Genomic DNA, 17,918 nt, shown 5'->3' with positions numbered 1-17,918 from the left:
TTACACATTAAAGCTTTCACCGCAACCGCATTCGTGTTGCACATTAGGATTATTAAACTTGAAACCTTCGTTTAATCCTTCTTTAACAAAATCAAGTTCAGTGCCATCAATATAGACTAAGCTCTTTTTATCCACGATAACTTTGACTTGTTTGTCTTCAAAGACACTATCATCATCATTAATCACATCGGCAAACTCTAAAACATACGCCATACCAGAACAACCGGATGTTTTAACACCTAATCGTAACCCAATACCTTTTCCTCGATTGGCAAGGAAAGCTTGGACACGATCAGCTGCGCTATTAGTCAATGTGATTGCCATTAGCGTTGTCCTTTTTTGGTTTTATAGTCTTCAATAGCTGCTTTAATTGCATCTTCCGCTAGTATCGAACAATGGATTTTTACTGGAGGTAAAGCAAGCTCCTTAGCAATATCCGTATTTTTGATCGCTCCTGCTTCGTCTAATGATTTACCTTTTATCCATTCTGTAACCAAGGAACTTGATGCAATTGCACTACCACAACCATAAGTTTTGAACTTAGCATCTTCAATAATCCCATTATCATTCACTTTGATTTGTAGACGCATCACATCGCCACACGCTGGCGCGCCAACCATACCGCTACCAACATTAGGATCATTTTGATCAAATGAACCAACATTACGTGGGTTTTCATAATGATCAACGACTTTTTCACTATATGCCATAATTTACTCCTAATTTTAATGTGCTGACCATTTAATTTTTGTTAAATCAATGCCATCTTTAAACATTTCCCAAAGTGGCGATAAATCTCTTAATTTTCCAATAGATTCTTTAATTAATTTAATAACATAATCAATTTCTTCTTCTTTGGTAAAACGGCCTATAGAAAAACGAATTGAACTATGCGCAAGCTCATCATTCAGACCTAATGCTCGAAGTACATAAGAGGGTTCCAAACTTGCAGATGTACAAGCTGAACCAGATGAAACGGCTAAATCTTTTAAAGCCATCATCAATGATTCACCTTCAATATAAGCAAAGCTCACATTTAAAATATTTGGCACACTATGTTCTAAAGATCCATTAAGATAGACTTCTTCAATATCTTTTAAACCATTCCATAAACGGTTTTTTAGGGCTAATAAGCGTGGCATTTCGGTTGCCATCTCTTCTTTAGCAATACGATATGCTTCGCCCATCCCTACAATTTGGTGTACAGGTAAAGTACCTGAGCGCATCCCACGTTCATGGCCACCACCGTGTATTTGTGCTTCAATGCGCACACGTGGTTTGCGTCTTACATAAAGCCCACCAATACCTTTTGGCCCATAAATCTTATGACCCGAAAATGACATTAAATCAACTTTTAAGTTGGTCACATCAATGGGCAATTTACCAACCGATTGTGTTGCATCAACATGAAAAACAATGCCTCGCTCACGACACATCTCACCAATTTTTTCAATGTCTTGTATTACACCTGTTTCGTTATTAACATGCATAATTGATACAACGGTTGTATCACTGCGCATTGCTGCTGCAAGTTTATCTAGATCGAGTATACCATTAGATTCTGGTGCTAAATAAGTCACTTCATAACCTTCTCGCTCAAGTTGGCGACAAGTATCAAGCACAGCCTTGTGCTCAGTTTTACAAGTAATAATGTGCTTACCTTTGGCTTGATTAAAATGAGCAGCACCTTTGATTGCTAAATTATCGGCTTCAGTTGCACCTGACGTAAAAACGATTTCACGAGAATCTGCTCCGATAAGATCGGCAATTTGATTACGTGCAATATCAACGGCTTCTTCCGCTTGCCAACCAAATTTATGGGAACGAGATGCTGGATTACCAAATATACCGTCTGGCGTTAAATATTGCATCATTTTTTCAGCAACTCTAGGATCTACGGGCGTTGTCGCTGCGTAATCCATATAAATAGGTAGTTTCATTAAGTACTCCCAATGACAAATTCTGTATTGTATATTGTATTTTATTAATTAATTTGAACGTGTTGTATATTACTTTGTCGACTAGCTACGGCTTTAACTTCTTTATTATTAACTAGTTCACTCAATGTAATGCTCGTTAAAAAGTCCTCAATTCGTTCACTTAAATCATTCCATAGTGTATGAGTTAAACACCTAACACCGCCTTGGCATCCATCTTGCCCGTGACATTTTGTTGCATGCACTGTCTCATCGACAGCTTTAACAATTGAACTAATAGCAATTTGATCCATAGAACGGCTCAGTATATAACCACCGCCAGGACCTCTGACACTCCGAACCAAACCATTTTTTCGTAATCGAGCAAACAATTGTTCCAGATAAGAAAGTGAAATTTCTTGACGCTCTGAAATATCAGCAAGTGATACCGGTCCTGAATCAGCGTGTAGAGCAACATCAAGCATTGCCGTCACCGCATATCGTCCTTTTGATGTCAGTTTCATTGATTATTCCCCTATATTTGTTAACGCTTATTGTATATATCCTCTTAATTTAGTCAAGTATTTAGTTGAGTGTTTTAGTAGGAATTAAGCGGTAGTTCATCATCGACGAATCATAGCTTAATATGCTAATCTAATAAAAATGAATTCTCATAGGGGGTTAAAGGATGAAATTAGTTTTACGTTATTTTTTAATAATAAGCCTACTGTTCACAAGTAACACTTACGCGACTGATTCTCAACAGGCGCTGCGAGAACATTATCAAAGATGGCTTAATTCTTATCAATCACTGACTTTTGAAGAACAGCAAACATTGCTCACTGCCATAAAAGATTATCCATTGTACCCTTATGCTGCCATACAGTTTTTTCAGAATAATATTAGATTAGTTTCACCACAAATGGTAAGTGATTTTGTCAAAAAATATAATGACTTTCCGCTAACCGCTACATTAACGCAAACTTATCTAACGGAATTAAGCAATCGTCAAGATTGGAATACAATCGTTTCATTTCCCAAAGATAATTCCACACTCTCTAATTGTCGCTATCAATATGCATTGCTACAGCAAGGAAATAACGAGGCGGCCTTTAGTGCTATTGAATCGCTTTGGATGACCGGTAAAGAACTTCCTTCTGCATGCGATCCATTACTCGACGCATGGGCTCAAGCAGGTAAGCGAACAGCTAATTTAGTACTATTACGTATTGAACTGGCTATTGAAGCAAATAATTTAAAATTAGCCAGACATCTAGCTAACTTACTTGATGACAACTACAAAACAACCAAAAATCATTTACTTGCTGTACTTGATAATCCTAAAAAATTAGAAGCTTTTTCAAAAAATATTAAAGCTAGCCCTTTCACTAAAAAGATCGTTCTAGCATCATTTTCTCGCTTAGTAAAAGCAGATAGCAACTTAGCGGCATCGTTATTGCCAAAACTGGTTACACAGCAAACGTTAAGTGAAGCTGAGCAAATTGCATTACAAAAGAGTTTGGCTAACAACTACTTTAAAGATTCTGCAACTGATGAACAAATTAAATGGCGTGATAACTATATTGCCAAATATCATGATACAACATTAGTCGAAAAGCGCATCCGCCTTGCTATCGATGCCTATAACTTTACTGACATTGCCCATTGGCTAGCACAATTATCGCCGGAAGATAAATTGAAAGAAGAATGGCAATATTGGCAAGCTCGAGTATTACTCAATAAAAATCAAAAAAATGAAGCTAACCAAATTTTACAAACACTAACAACCAAACGTGGATTTTATGGTATGGTAAGTGCACAAACACTTAATCAACCTTATTCGCTCAATAACCAATCTAAAAAGATTACACCATCTGAAATATCAACACTAAAAACCAAATATGATAATCAACCCTATGTAAAAAGAATTAACGAATTATATTATTTTGGTATGGTATCAGAATCAAGCAACGAATGGCGATATATGTTAAATAAACAAACCAACAAAAATGAATATTTAGCATTAGCTCAATATGCCTTACAAAAAGGCTGGGGTGATCTTAGTATTCAAGCAACCATTGTTGGTAAGCTTTGGAATAACTGGACTGAACGTTTACCGATTATGTACAAGGACTTATATAACAATGCATTAAAAGATAAAGCGATTGCGTTATCTTATGCTTTAGCTATTTCTCGTCAAGAAAGTGCGCTGGATACCACTGCCAAATCCCCTGCCGGCGCCCGCGGACTTATGCAATTAATGCCAGCGACAGCAAAAGAAACCGCTAAAAAAGTTAATTCAGTCACTTATGTTTCATCGGGACAATTGTTTGATCCTAAAACGAATATAGAATTAGGTACTTCCTATTTAAACACTGTTTATCAACAAAATGAAAATAATCGTATATTGTCTTCAGCAGCTTATAATGCAGGCCCTAATCGTGTAAAAAGATGGCTTAATAATAGTCATGGAAAACTGGATGCTATTGCATTTATTGATAGCATACCGTTTACCGAAACGCGTAATTATGTGAAAAATGTATTGGTATATGATTACATTTACCAAATAATCTTAGGGCAAAAAAATGTCAATATTCTTAATTCAAATGAATTTAATAAACAATATTAATGGTGATTATAATGAAAACTAACGAATGGAAACAAACAGTTGCAATATTACACCAAGCATTTAACGATGGTTATTCACTTGATATATTAAAATTATTAATGACCGCTGATGAACGCGATGCTTTAATTACTCGCGTCAAAATTGTACATTCATTACTTGATGGTTCAATCAATCAACGTCAACTAAAAGAGCAACTTGGGATAGGAATTGCAACTGTAACACGTGGATCGAACAGTCTAAAAGAAGTAACCCCAGAATTCAAAAAATGGTTAGAAAATATCTTGTTAAATTCAAATAATTAAATACATCAGTCAATATCTATTAACCGATTTTTATATCACACTATACTATAAATTGGATTGGATATTGACTTCACTTTCAGTAACAACCGGCACACAATAATCACACTCCATACGTGTGATATCCTTAACCGATTCGGCGGTGCCATCATGATGGTTATGATGAATTTCAATTACACAACTAGAGCTACGCAAACGCACTTTTAATGCTGGCATAGCGGCTAAATGCACTTGCGAAATAAAATCACTAAACTCATCAGGAGAGCCAATATATTTAAAACAAAGATACAAACCACCTTCACTCACAACCTGTTCAATACCTTCAAGATTATTATTATGATCTAAAGCAATGGTATAAAAAAGCTCTTGTTCATTAGCATTCTCTTTGCTTTTCAATATACGACTAAAAGCATAAATTTTATCTGGTAGATTTTCACATTTATGATTACAGCGGGATATATAATTATAAAAAAATTGCGATCTTAGTTTATTTTCTTCATCTAATAATTGGCTCAAATTACAATTATTCTTAAAGGTAATACCCCAAAAAGTTTGTTTTGGCATATTAATAAATTTTGGTTCAGGCAATGACAGCCTGTTTTTATTGAGCTCAATAGCCGGTGTTAGCCCTGTAGGATCCCAAAACTCCCCTCGCCGGTAGCTTGCTGGGGTTTCATTAAATTGTTTTTTAAAAGATCGGGTAAATGTTTGCTGGGAGTCAAAACGATATTGCATTGCAATATCTAAAATCGGTTTACTTGTCATACGTAAAGCAAGTGCAGCATACGTTAAACGGCGATGACGAATATAAGTACCAAGAACTTGGCCTGTGACTTCTTTAAACATACGTTGTAAATGCCACTTTGAATAACCTGATTTTTGTGCAACATGATCAATAGATAATGGTTGTTCCAAATTTTTTTCAATCCAAACGATAAGATCTGAAATAATACTCACTTGATTCATATAACCCCATCAGAATATCAAATGGCAAACGTCACCCGATTATGACTTAATCCCAGCAATAAGCAAGGCTTAAATAAAAATTATTTTCTTCATTTTTAGCAAAAAGAATGCGCTCCAGCTTGATGTTCAGTAATATCTTTTACACCAGCAAGTTCAGGAAACTCTGTCATTAATTGTTTTTCGATACCTTCTTTCAAAGTGTAATCAACCATTGAACAACCATTACATCCACCGCCAAATTGCAATATAACATAATTATCGTCGGTCAACTCAACTAAACTCACATGCCCGCCATGGCTGGCTAACTGAGGATTAACCTGCGCTTGAATTGCATAATTAACACGTTCAATAAGTGGTGCATCATCAGCCACTTTTTTCATTTTTGAATTTGGTGCTTTTAATGTTAACTGCGAACCTAACTCATCAGTCACATAATCAATAACCGTTTCCTCTAAAAATGGTGCACTCATTTCATCAATATAAACAGAAAAATCAGCAAACTTTTCTTCTATGTCGCTATCTTCTACAGTATCAGCCGGACAATACGAAACACCACATTCTGCGCTTGGCGTACCGGGATTCATAACAAAGACCCGAATTTGTGTTCCTTCAGGTTGATTAGCAAGCAATTTTTTAAAATGCTGTTGAGCTGACTCAGAAATAGTGATAATAGACATAATCCCTCACTTTAATGTAATTAGGTAATAAACAGACCTAATATCATTGATAATAATAGTTGACTAACTTTCTTGGTTATTATAGGGGTTGTTCAGGATTTTACAATACTGTACGACATAAACAAACTACATGAACACTTGTTGCACCACATTTTTTTAGTTGCTGACTAATGGCATTAATCGTATTACCAGTTGTAACGATATCGTCAATAAGCATGATCGATTTGTGAGAAAGATCTTGGTGGCACATAAAAAGTGTTTCGACATTAGCGATTCGTTCGGTAAGCGATAGATTTTTTTGATCTTGCATAGTTGGCTGTCGAGATAACAAATAAGGAGAAAAATCACGATTTAACCATCTTGCAATCGGTTTTGCTAATAACTCAGCTTGATTAAAACCACGAGACCAATAACGAATATGGTGCAATGGCACACAAGTGACCAAATCAGGTTTAATTAAAGCATCGACTTCTCGCCGTTGATACCAAGCTAAAAACATCAATCTTGCCAATGCCGTATTCAGTTCAATTTTTCTATAGAACTTTAAATGATGAATCAATTTTTTTAGTGGATTAATATATTCAGAAACAGCAATAAGCTCATCCCAGTATGGTTTCTTTGCACGACACCGATAACATATATCTGTCGATAAAGAATGCGGCAAACAGCACTGATGACAGACCTTATTAAATTTAGGTAAGTTTTTAACGCATTGACAACAAATACCCTGATGAGGCAAAGATAAAGGCATATCACACAAAATACACCGCATAGGATCCTATATACTTATTGGTAAAAAAGTTTCAGGTAACATGACGTTGCAATATAAAAACTAAATTTATAAAAACCATTTTTTATAACTCCTGACTTTTGCTTTTCTTATCAAGCAAGACCAATATAATAAGCAAACTCATCTTATAACTGCACAAAATTAAATACTTCTACGATCGACAACACAAAAAATTATCTGATTTTTCATAATAGTTATTTATAATAATCAAATATTCGGTATAATCAGCCTCCCTCCTAGGTTCAAGGAATTAATATATGAAAAAAATCAAACTATTATTTATTACAATATTACTAACTTTGCTTTCTACCGTTGCTTTAGCAGACACCAAAGTATTATTACAAACCAGCATGGGCGACATTGAAATTGAACTAGATAGCGAACATGCCCCAATTACCACTAAAAATTTTCTTGATTATGTCAATAGTGGCTTCTATGAGAATTTAACTTTCCATCGCGTCATTCCTGGATTTATGATTCAAGGTGGTGGTGCTGATGATCAACTCAAATTCAAAGACAATAACCCACCCATTAAAAATGAAGCAGATAACGGCTTAAAAAATGATCGCGGCACCATTGCAATGGCAAGAACCAGTGAAGTAAATAGTGCAACTAGCCAATTTTTTATCAACGTAGTCAATAATGATTTTCTTAATTACCAATCTCCAGAAAGGTACGGTTATGCGGTGTTTGGTAAAGTGATTAAAGGTATGGAGGTTGTTGACAAAATTGTTAATGTACCAACTAAACGTATGGGTCCACATAGAGATGTTCCTGTTGAACCAATTTATATTAAAAAAGTTGCTGTTATTAAAAATAACTAAACAATATTTACTTATTTAAAAAAAATAAAAAACCACTTTTTCAAGTGGTTTTTTCAGTATTATTTAAGCTGACAAAGTAAATTAGCAATTGTCCTCACCCCAATTCCCGTTGCGCCTGTTGCCCATAATGCTGTAGCGCTTTTACGGAATGTTGCGGAGCAATCAACATGTAACCAGTTTTGTTGATAGTTTTTAATAAAATGTGATAAAAAAGCTGCGGCAGTACTCGCACCAGCGGTATTCGGTAAACCTGAATTTGCCATATCGGCAAACGATGACGGAAATTGAGAACGGTGAAATTCGGCTAATGGTAATCGCCAGAAAGCTTCATGTTCCATATCGCTACTCACTAACAGTTGATTAGCGAAGCTATCGTCAAAAGAGAGCAAGGATTGATAATCGTTCCCCACTGCAATTTTAGCAGCACCTGTTAACGTTGCGCAGTCAATAATATAATGAGGTTTGTCATTATCAGCACAAATCAGGCCATCCGCTAATACTAAACGCCCTTCGGCATCGGTGTTATCAACTTCAACTGTTTTACCATTACGATAACGAATAATATCGCCAAGTTTAAAGGCATTGCCACTGACTAAATTATCGGCACAACATAAATAGAGTTTGATCCGATGATGTAGCCCTCGTGCAATCGCTAGCGCTAAAGCTCCCGTTACTAATGCAGCACCGCCCATATCTGAACGCATTGATTCCATAAAGCTACTTGGTTTTAAACTATAACCGCCCGAATCAAACGTAATCCCCTTGCCAACTAAACAAGCAGTAATCGGTGCGTTAGGGTCTTTAGTGGGATTATAATCAAGCTCAAGTAACGTAGCCGGCCTATCTGACCCCTTACCTACCGTATAAATCCCCATATAATCGCGCTCTTTTAAAGCCTCGCCTGAAATGATGTTATAAGTGATATCAGCTGAATAGGCACTGACCAATTTTGCACTTTGTGTTGCTAGTGCTAACGGACTTAATGTTTCGGCTTGCTCATTAACAATGTCCCGACACCAATCAATAATCGCTAAGCGATGTTTTAATTCTTGCTTATCTTTGCTATTGAGTTTTGGCCAAGTTACCTTGGTGCTTTTTTTGGCATTACGATAACCTAACCAAAAATGCCAACAAGCCTCAAGATCCCAGTTTTCGCCACTTAGTTTAACCAAATTTATTCCTTGCTGATCAAGTTTTCTTCCCGCACGTTGAATCGCCCCTAAGCGATGCTCCGGTTTATAGTGAATAGTAATTGTATCGTTCGAAAAACTCAGCAGTGCATCTTTTCCCCATTGCGTTGGCGCAGCTTTATCAGAAAGTAAAACAGATAACATCGACATAATAAGTACCTTAAATCATTCGTAATAGTAGAAACAGTGGATTAATTCTAATCAGAAACATGTTAATATAGCAAGTAAAGTTAAGTATAAATAAGGGGTAGTAATGACTTATGTTGTACCAATAAAAAATGGAGTTAATTTTCGTGATTTAGGTGGAATCAAAACAACCGATGGACGTCAAATTCGATCGGGTCTGCTATACCGCTCAGGTGCATTCTCATTGATCACGCCAGAAGAGCAATCTTTTTTATCTGATGAGTTAAACCTGCACTATATTTTAGACTATCGCGATCCTGATGAAATTGCTCGAAATCCAGATAAATTATGGCAAAACACTCATTATATTAATGTACCTGCTAACCCTTTGAGCGATACAGTCACCGCAAGTTTAACAAGCGATCTAGATAATGCCCACCAAACACTGAAAAAAAATGCACCATTTGATTTTATGGTTAAGCTATACCAGCTTCTACCATTTAATAACCCAGCATACCAAAAACTTTCGTCAATCTTACTGAACTCACAAGGTAAACCATTAGTGCAACATTGTGCAGTGGGTAAAGATCGTACGGGTGTTGGCGTCGCATTAACGCTGTTTGCTTTAGGTGTGAGTGAAGAAGTTATCATGCAAGATTATTTGCTAACTGAACAACTATTGTCGGATTATCGTGAAAATCTATTACGCCAATACCAACATAAGGTTACTCCTGATGAATTTGAAAACCGCAAATTAATTTTTGCCGCCAAAAAAGAGTATTTAACAGCCGCATTTGACGCAATTAAAATGCGTTATGATTCTATTGACGATTGGTTATCACAGGAATATCAATTAAATGCAAACAATAGAAAAAGAATCCAAGATATCTATCTAGTTTAATAAATTGTAATGATTTATTTTGCCATAAAAGATAATGGCAAAGTGCTATATTAAGATAACAAAACCCATTTAGAAATCGGTTGATTACTGTTTACAGACAGATGAACATCGCCCACTTGACGATATTGATAATAAAAATCTTGCCCAAAAGGCGCTGTAATCATCTGCTGTTTTAAGTTAACTTTAACCGATTTTATTTGCCAAACCCCTTTGGCATACAACTTTAACGCCGACTCTTTCAATGTCCATAATTGCCAAAAAGCCCTTAATGCATCATCTTGCTTAAGTATCCATTGAAACTCATCATCCGCAAAAAAGTTTTTAGCCACATTCAGATAATTTTTACGCGGGCGTGCCACTTCAATATCTAAACCAACCTTATCTGTTAACGAAATTGCGACTGCCACCCAATCTTGGCTATGACTGATATTAAAATCGGGTAGCTGTTGCTGTAAAAAACAGGGACGACCATTATCACCAACCTTAATAGTGGGTAACACCGAAATATCACAATACTGTTTAAGTAAGCTAGCCAATATTGAACGACAAACTAAAAACTGTTTTTTGCGTTGACCATGTAATTTATTAGCTTCATCAAGAAGCTGGGGTGACAACAGTGAAACATCAATGTCGGCATCATTAAGATTAGCGAGTTGAACTATAAGCATAATCGGAACGAGAATATTAATAAAATTTATTTTTTACTATTTTAACAGCATGCTATGCTAACTGTTATCAAAATTAATCAAAATACCAACATTAATAAATAGCAGCAAAGGTGTCTTATCATGTCATTACCAACAAAATTAGTTCATGCAGGACGTAAAAAGCGTTATACACAAGGTGCGGTTAATTCGGTTATTCAACGTGCATCCTCACTGGTTTTTGATTCTATTGAAACCAAAAAAGAAGCCACAAAAAATCGTGCCAATGGTGCATTATTCTACGGCCGCCGCGGCACATTGACCCATTTTGCACTACAAGAAGCGATGGTTGAAATTGAAGGGGGAGCGGGTTGTTACCTTTATCCATGTGGTGCAGCGGCTATTACTAATGCCATTTTAGCTTTTGTGAAAACTGGCGATCATATTTTAGTATCAGAAGCCGTTTACGAACCCACTCAAGATTTTTGCCAACACATTTTAAAAGATTTTGGTGTTCAAACCGATTACTTCTCGCCATTAATTGGTCGCTATATCACAAATCACATTAAGCCGAATACCAAAGTCGTATTTTTAGAATCACCAAGCTCAATTACGATGGAAATTCACGATATACCATCGATTGTTAAAGCCATTCGCAGTGTTAATCCTGAAATCATAATTATGATAGATAACACATGGAGTGCCGGGATTTTATTTAAAGCGTTAGAGCATGATATTGATATCTCAATACAAGCGGGTACTAAATACCTTATCGGCCATTCTGATGCCATGATAGGTACCGCGGTTGCTAACGAGCGCTGTTGGGAAACTTTGCGCGAACGTTCTTACTTAATGGGACAAATGTGTGATGCGGATACCGCCTATATGGCTGCACGCGGTTTACGCACATTAGCAATAAGATTAAAACAACATCACGAAAGCGGTTTAAAAGTAGCAAAATGGTTAGCCAGTCACCCAAAAGTGGCGACCGTCAATCACCCAGCATTAGAAAGTTGTAAAGGACACGAATTTTTTAAACGTGACTTTTCGGGCGCAAGTGGCTTATTTTCATTTATACTCAAAGATCGATTAACCGACGTGCAATTGTCTGATTTTCTTGATAACTTAACTTATTTCTCAATGGCTTATTCATGGGGTGGATTTGAGTCATTAATTTTAGCTAATCAACCCGAAGAACTTGCAAACATTAGACCTGTATCTGGCATAGACTTTGCGGGAACACTAATTCGGCTACATATAGGTCTTGAAGATCCTGATGATTTAATTGCCGATCTTGCGGCTGGTTTAGACAGAATCAAACAACACAAAAATAAAGCCAATGCATTACAAAGCTTGGTGTAATTAAATAGAAGATGAATAACCCACACCAAACAATGTTTGATGAAAGCATCAAACAAACAATTATGCATAAAATCACACACCACAAAGCACTACTGGTTGCTTATAGTGGTGGTGTGGATTCAACCGTATTAATGCATGCACTAGTTGCACTTAAACAGCAATTATTACCTGATTTAAAGCTAAGGGCAATCTATATTCATCATGGTTTGAGCAGCAATGCTGACAACTGGGCAATGCATTGCCAAAAACAATGCCAAACATGGCAAGTTCCACTGATTATTGAAAAAGTCAAACTCGACCCTAATGCAGGAAATATCGAAGAACAAGCCAGAAATGCGCGTTACCAAGCTATCTATCGTCATTTAAAAAATGACGAAACCTTATGCACTGCGCAACATCTTGATGATCAATGCGAAACATTCCTTTTAGCATTAAAACGTGGTAGTGGTCCTGCGGGATTGGCCGCCATGCCACAGGAAAATCAGCAACATCTTCGCCCTTTATTAACAATTTCACGCGCACAAATTGAAGCTTATGCTAATCAGCATCAACTCAACTGGATAGAAGATGAAAGCAACCAAGATGATCGTTATGACCGCAATTTTTTACGCTTAAAAGTCTTACCAATACTGAATCAACGCTGGCCACATTTTTCGCAAATGGTGGCACGCAGTGCTGAATTATGTCAGCAACAAGAAGCGTTAATTAATGAATTATTATTAGCTGATTTTCAACAAATGGTTAGCCAACAAGGACAGCTAAATCTAGCGCCTTTAATGACGTGTTCAGAATATAAACGCAATGCTGTGTTGCGCATGTGGCTGCGTTCCCAACAAATGACGATGCCAAGCCAAAAGCAATTAGCACTCATTTGGCAAACGGTTGTGCTAGCAAAAGAAGATGCCAACCCTAAATTCATACTACATTGCAGGCAAATTCGTCGCTATCAAAATCAACTCTATTTATTACCGTTATACCAAAATATTGAACAACAAATCCTCAACTGGGATTTGGCTTTACCTTTAATTCTGCCAGATAATGTTGGTGAATTGCAGATTAATTATCACACTGATTTATCTTGCCGTTTACCCCATGCAGATGAACAAGTCACCATACGATTTCATGCTCAAGGACAATTTCAAATTATCAATCGCAATGGCTCGCGATCAATAAAAAAGCTATGGCAAGAACATAACATTCCACCGTGGATGCGTACACGAATCCCGTTGATTTACTATAATGAACAACTGATCTGCGCTGTTGGCAAGTTTGTTACCGAACAAGGAAAAGGCACACAAATCGGTTTTAATCTCGTGAATAATGGCTTATAGGTTTTATCGATGATGTTTAATATGCAAAACAATAATACACTTAAAAGATTAGCTAAAATAATCATATTTGTTAAAGGCAATATAGCTTAGTTAAATAAACAAAAGCTATTAAGGTTAATATGATTATCAGCAAATATCAGGATTTATCACCATTATGCTTCTATCTGATTATCTAAAATCTACAGATATTGAATTAATCCATAATAGGTTAAAAAAACTAGCCATGACAAGCTTAAAGCACATTCTTAATAATAACTACACCGAATTAGAGCTTAATACTAAGCAAGATATCAAGACACTGACTTTTCGTGAAAGTCTAAGTTTGATTTTAACGGGAGGTTATACTGAACCCGTTTTTCAAATGTGCTTAAAAATTTATAAAGATGAAATGTATCTTGGTTATTATCACTATTTGACAACATTAGACCTTACCTTTGTTGATGAATTCTTTGTAATCAGATAGAATCAGTTATTTTATTATAGATCAAGTAGATATTAATTTATGATGAAAAAATTACATTTATTAAGCTGCTGTCTTTGCCTGTTACTACCATTAAATACGCAAGCAGTTGTTGTCAATGATGTTACAGGTATGACACCAGTACAAGTCGCTGCGATTGTGCAACCAGAATCGACCCAGCAGGTGGTCGAACTGGTCAAAAATACCACTGGTCCAATTAGTATCGCTGGAGGAAAATATAGCATGGGTGGACAAACAGCAATAACAGGCGCAATCCAAATAGATACGCAAAAGCTGAACCATGTGATTGATTTTAATCCTGAGCAAAAACGTTTAACCATTGAGACCGGCGCAAGTTGGCGTCAAGTACAAGAACTTATTGATCCCTATAACTTATCGGTAAAAATCATGCAAAGCTATGCCAATTTCAGTATTGGCGGTTCACTGAGTGTGAATGTGCATGGTCGCTATATTGGAGAAGGGCCCATTATCCTATCTGTCGAACAGTTCAAAATCGTACTTGCCGATGGTTCAGTAGTAATAGCCAGCCCAGAAGAAAATCAGGATATATTTTATGGTGCTATTGGTGGTTATGGTGGCTTAGGCGTTATCACAGAAGTCACATTGCAACTTACTGATAATGTTAAGGTAAAACGTATTAATGAAGTTATGCCAATGACAAAGTATCACTCGTATTTCACTCAGCATATCCGTCCTGATAAAACCGCAATATTTCACAATGCCATAATCTATCCGCCTGATTTTAAAAAAGTCCGTGCAGTCACATTTAAACAAACACAAGAACCACTGACTATTTTGGATAGATTAAGACCTAACGATAAATCTTCAAATAATCAACAGGTAAAACTAAAAATCGTCTCTTCATCCACTTTAGGCAAAGAATTACGAAAAGTTCATGATGATGTCGATTATGTAAAACAACCCGTGATGTGGCGTAATTATGAAGCCAGTTATGATGTAGCCAGTTTACAGCCTATTGCTGAAAAAAATAAAAGTTATGCGCTACAAGAATATTTTATACCGGTAGAACGGTTTGATGATTTTTATCCCCAATTAATTGCCATTGTGAAAAAACATCAGGCGAATATCATCAATATTTCTATTCGACATGCAAATCCAGATAGCGGTTCGTTGCTGGCATGGGCCAAAACGGAAGTGTTTGCTTTTGTTATTTATTATCAGCAAACGACCGATGAACACAGTAAAGAGCAGGTAGGGATCTGGACTCGAGAGCTAATCGATGCGGTACTAGCCAATGCTGGCAGTTATTATTTACCCTATCAATTACATGCAACCGCTGAACAGTTTCAGCGCGCATATCCACAAGCAGAGCGTTTTTTTAAACTTAAAGCACGGTTAGATCCAGAAAATAAATTTAGTAATATGCTGTTGGATCGATACCGTCCTAAAACGATTCAGTAACCAAAACAAAAATATAGTTATCTTGGTTATTATTCTATTCAATGACTTTTAATTCTAACCAAAAATTAAGGAGGCTATAAGCCTCCTTGCCAAACCAAACTACACTATCTATTTTCCGATCTTGCTTTCCAACGTTTAAGTAACAACGCATTAGTAACCACACTCACGCTACTTAACGCCATGGCAGCACCAGCTATCATTGGATTTAAAAAACCGAATGCCGCTAGCGGAATACCAATCAAATTATAGAAAAATGCCCAAAATAGATTTTGTTTAATTTTATGATAAGTTCGGCGCGAAATATCAATTGCATCAGCAATTAAAAACAGATTACCACGCATGAGAGTAATACTTGCTGCATGCATAGCCACATCAGTGCCCGTGCCCATGGCTATACCAATATCCGCAGCAGCCAATGCTGGCGCATCATTAATCCCATCCCCCACCATTGCCACTCGATTATGGCTATCAACATGACTTTCTTTTTGTAATTGATAAATATAATTGGCTTTATCTTGCGGTAATACTTCAGCAATGACTTTATCCAAGCCTAACTGCTGCCCAACGTAATTCGCCGCTTTCTGGTTATCTCCGGTTAACATAACGTTTTTTACATTTAACTGATGCAATGCTTCAATGGCATTTTTTGCTTCTTGCTTGATTACATCAGCAAAACCAAATAGCGCTAATATCACCACATTACCTTCTAATTGCTGCTTAGCTAAAAATGAAATGGTGTAACCTTTACTGGCTAACTCATTAATCTTATCGTCCATGCCAACAAAATAGGCATTTAATGATTTCATCCATCGCAAGCTACCTAAATAATACTGCGTATTATCAACAGCTGCCATCACCCCCGATCCTGCTACCGAGGTAATATTTTGAGCATAATCATACTCTTTAGCCTTACTTAAAATGGCTTTGGCAAGTGGATGCTCACTACCAGCTTGTAATGATGCGGCGAGCGATAAAATTTGATCGGGCGTCTCACTGCCTATAATATCCATTTCAACCAATTCAGGCTTACCGATGGTGAGTGTACCGGTTTTATCAAATGCGACCGTATTAACATTGTGTAGCGTTTCTAACGCTTCGGCATCTTTAATTAAAATACCATGGCGAGCAGCCACCCCAGTCCCCACCATAATCGCGGTTGGTGTTGCCAAACCTAACGCACATGGGCAAGCAATCACTAACACCGCAACCGCATAAAGTAATGCTTGCTGCCAATTATGCAATATCATTCCCCAAGCCAATAACGTAACTAGTGCAATCAATAAAATCACCGGCACAAAAATCGCACTAATGCGATCAACAATTCGTTGAATCGGTGCTTTCTTGGCCTGAGCCGATTCAACCATTGCAATGATTTTGGATAAAGTAGAATCGGCCTGAATAGCTGTGGTTTTAACAAGCAGTAAGCCTTCACCATTAATCGTACCACCAGTCACCACATCGTTAACCGATTTATTTACAGGCAAGCTCTCACCGGTTAACATTGACTCATCGCTACTTGATGCGCCTTCAATCACAATACCATCAACAGCAATACGCTCACCGGGCTTAACAATAACAATATCCCCCATATTAACTTGGCTAATGGGTAAACTCACTTCTTGATCACCTTGCTTGACTAACGCAACATCAGGCCGTAGCGCCCCAAGCGCTGCAATTGCTTGGGTAGTTTGATGTTTAGCTCTTGATTCTAGCCATTTACCGATCAAGATTAAGGTAATAATAATAACTGACGATTCAAAATAAAGATGTTCACCATTGCCAGCCATCACCTGATAAACCGATAATCCATACGCAGCACTTGTGCCGATAGCAACCAATAAATCCATATTGCCAGCCCCTGCTTTCACCGCACTAAAGCCACTTCGATAAAATTTAGCCCCCAAGCCAAATTGTACAACCGATGCAATCCCCCATTGCAACCAAGCAGGCATCATCCAATTTATCCCAAACGGCGCTAATAACATAGGCAACACAAAAGGCATAGCCAGTATTACAGCAGTAACAATAGTCCAGTTAGCTAATTGTTTTTTCGATTTTTTTGGATAACCTGCTGACTCAGTAATTTTAACCGCATGATAACCCGCTTTATCAACAGCAGACATCAATGTTTCGAGCTTTACATGTGCATCAGCATCAACCGTTGCTTTTTCGGTTGCGAGATTAACGCTAACATCAATCACACCGTCGACTTTTTTAAGTGCTTTTTCAACGCGCCCAACACAAGATGCGCAGCTCATATCTTCAACAATAAAATGATACTGAACCGTTTTCATGATATATACCCTATATGGTTTATCGAGTTTAAAGTTAGTATATACTGAATATTAGAGGTTATGCAC

The 17,918-nt window shown here is 37.0% G+C and carries 18 protein-coding genes; 8 read left to right on the top strand and 10 right to left on the bottom strand.

Annotated features, from left to right (window positions below; genetic code table 11):
- The 4 genes from iscA to iscR are packed head-to-tail and all read right to left on the bottom strand — an operon-like array spanning position 1 to position 2,440.
- Positions 1–324, bottom strand: a complete 324-nt coding sequence (gene iscA, locus ACYIAL_RS07690) for an iron-sulfur cluster assembly protein IscA (protein WP_065638305.1) — start codon at positions 322–324, stop codon at positions 1–3.
- Positions 324–710: a Fe-S cluster assembly scaffold IscU gene (gene iscU / locus ACYIAL_RS07685; protein WP_065586702.1), complete on the bottom strand. Its 387-nt coding sequence runs from the start codon at positions 708–710 to the stop codon at positions 324–326. The genes iscA and iscU overlap by 1 nt, the downstream gene beginning before the upstream one ends.
- Before the next feature lie 15 nt (positions 711–725).
- Entirely contained in the window at positions 726–1,940 is a 1,215-nt protein-coding gene (locus ACYIAL_RS07680; RefSeq protein ID WP_483747044.1) for an IscS subfamily cysteine desulfurase, read from the bottom strand.
- A gap of 44 nt (positions 1,941–1,984) precedes the next feature.
- Positions 1,985–2,440 carry a Fe-S cluster assembly transcriptional regulator IscR gene (gene iscR, locus ACYIAL_RS07675; protein ID WP_065589729.1) on the bottom strand — a complete coding sequence of 152 codons (456 nt, stop codon included), beginning with the start codon at positions 2,438–2,440 and terminating at the stop codon, positions 1,985–1,987.
- A 164-nt stretch (positions 2,441–2,604) separates the two neighbouring features.
- On the opposite strand from iscR, the gene sltY reads away from it, so the two are divergent.
- Both sltY and trpR read left to right on the top strand, forming a co-directional pair.
- Positions 2,605–4,545, top strand: a complete 1,941-nt coding sequence (gene sltY, locus ACYIAL_RS07670; protein ID WP_483747045.1) for a murein transglycosylase — start codon at positions 2,605–2,607, stop codon at positions 4,543–4,545.
- 11 nt (positions 4,546–4,556) lie between these two features.
- Positions 4,557–4,847, top strand: a complete 291-nt coding sequence (trpR, locus tag ACYIAL_RS07665) for a trp operon repressor (protein ID WP_202984945.1) — start codon at positions 4,557–4,559, stop codon at positions 4,845–4,847.
- Between the two features lie 45 nt (positions 4,848–4,892).
- Here the strand turns inward: trpR and robA are convergent, their stop codons facing one another.
- From robA to ACYIAL_RS07650, 3 genes are all read right to left on the bottom strand, one after another.
- The gene (gene robA / locus ACYIAL_RS07660; protein ID WP_174796552.1) at positions 4,893–5,810 is read right to left on the bottom strand and encodes an MDR efflux pump AcrAB transcriptional activator RobA; all 918 of its coding nucleotides are present in this window, start codon (positions 5,808–5,810) and stop codon (positions 4,893–4,895) included.
- Positions 5,811–5,905: 95 nt separating this feature from the next.
- A complete protein-coding gene (gene nfuA, locus ACYIAL_RS07655; protein ID WP_483751381.1) occupies positions 5,906–6,481 on the bottom strand; it encodes a Fe-S biogenesis protein NfuA in 576 nt (191 codons plus the stop codon).
- A 106-nt stretch (positions 6,482–6,587) separates the two neighbouring features.
- Positions 6,588–7,259 carry a phosphoribosyltransferase family protein gene (locus ACYIAL_RS07650; protein ID WP_483751360.1) on the bottom strand — a complete coding sequence of 224 codons (672 nt, stop codon included), beginning with the start codon at positions 7,257–7,259 and terminating at the stop codon, positions 6,588–6,590.
- A gap of 275 nt (positions 7,260–7,534) precedes the next feature.
- Here ACYIAL_RS07650 and ACYIAL_RS07645 point away from each other — a divergent pair, with 275 nt between their 5' ends.
- Positions 7,535–8,101: a peptidylprolyl isomerase gene (locus ACYIAL_RS07645; RefSeq protein ID WP_174796550.1), complete on the top strand. Its 567-nt coding sequence runs from the start codon at positions 7,535–7,537 to the stop codon at positions 8,099–8,101.
- A 59-nt stretch (positions 8,102–8,160) separates the two neighbouring features.
- Here ACYIAL_RS07645 and pepB read toward each other — a convergent pair whose 3' ends face one another.
- Positions 8,161–9,441, bottom strand: a complete 1,281-nt coding sequence (gene pepB, locus ACYIAL_RS07640) for an aminopeptidase PepB (RefSeq protein ID WP_174796549.1) — start codon at positions 9,439–9,441, stop codon at positions 8,161–8,163.
- Positions 9,442–9,544: 103 nt separating this feature from the next.
- Here pepB and ACYIAL_RS07635 point away from each other — a divergent pair, with 103 nt between their 5' ends.
- On the top strand, positions 9,545–10,318 hold the full coding sequence (locus ACYIAL_RS07635; RefSeq protein WP_174796548.1) for a tyrosine-protein phosphatase: 774 nt from the start codon (positions 9,545–9,547) through the stop codon (positions 10,316–10,318).
- A 50-nt stretch (positions 10,319–10,368) separates the two neighbouring features.
- Here ACYIAL_RS07635 and ACYIAL_RS07630 read toward each other — a convergent pair whose 3' ends face one another.
- Positions 10,369–10,986: a 4'-phosphopantetheinyl transferase family protein gene (locus tag ACYIAL_RS07630; protein ID WP_483751359.1), complete on the bottom strand. Its 618-nt coding sequence runs from the start codon at positions 10,984–10,986 to the stop codon at positions 10,369–10,371.
- A gap of 120 nt (positions 10,987–11,106) precedes the next feature.
- Here ACYIAL_RS07630 and metC point away from each other — a divergent pair, with 120 nt between their 5' ends.
- The 4 genes from metC to ACYIAL_RS07610 all read left to right on the top strand — a co-directional run bounded on the left by metC (position 11,107) and on the right by ACYIAL_RS07610 (position 15,558).
- The gene (gene metC / locus ACYIAL_RS07625; protein WP_483751358.1) at positions 11,107–12,324 is read left to right on the top strand and encodes a cystathionine beta-lyase; all 1,218 of its coding nucleotides are present in this window, start codon (positions 11,107–11,109) and stop codon (positions 12,322–12,324) included.
- 32 nt (positions 12,325–12,356) lie between these two features.
- Entirely contained in the window at positions 12,357–13,655 is a 1,299-nt protein-coding gene (gene tilS, locus ACYIAL_RS07620; RefSeq protein ID WP_483751380.1) for a tRNA lysidine(34) synthetase TilS, read from the top strand.
- Positions 13,656–13,809: 154 nt separating this feature from the next.
- Complete coding sequence (locus tag ACYIAL_RS07615; RefSeq protein ID WP_174796545.1) at positions 13,810–14,118, top strand: hypothetical protein; 309 nt, start codon at positions 13,810–13,812, stop codon at positions 14,116–14,118.
- Positions 14,119–14,157: 39 nt separating this feature from the next.
- A complete protein-coding gene (locus ACYIAL_RS07610) occupies positions 14,158–15,558 on the top strand; it encodes an FAD-binding oxidoreductase (protein WP_483751357.1) in 1,401 nt (466 codons plus the stop codon).
- A 104-nt stretch (positions 15,559–15,662) separates the two neighbouring features.
- On the opposite strand, the gene ACYIAL_RS07605 is transcribed toward ACYIAL_RS07610, so the two are convergent.
- A complete protein-coding gene (locus ACYIAL_RS07605; protein WP_483751356.1) occupies positions 15,663–17,852 on the bottom strand; it encodes a heavy metal translocating P-type ATPase in 2,190 nt (729 codons plus the stop codon).
- Positions 17,853–17,918 lie beyond the last annotated feature (66 nt).

Source organism: Gilliamella sp. X-57 (assembly GCF_057063565.1).
Note: the sequence above shows the minus strand (reverse complement) of the source record. Positions and strands in the feature narration are given on the sequence as shown.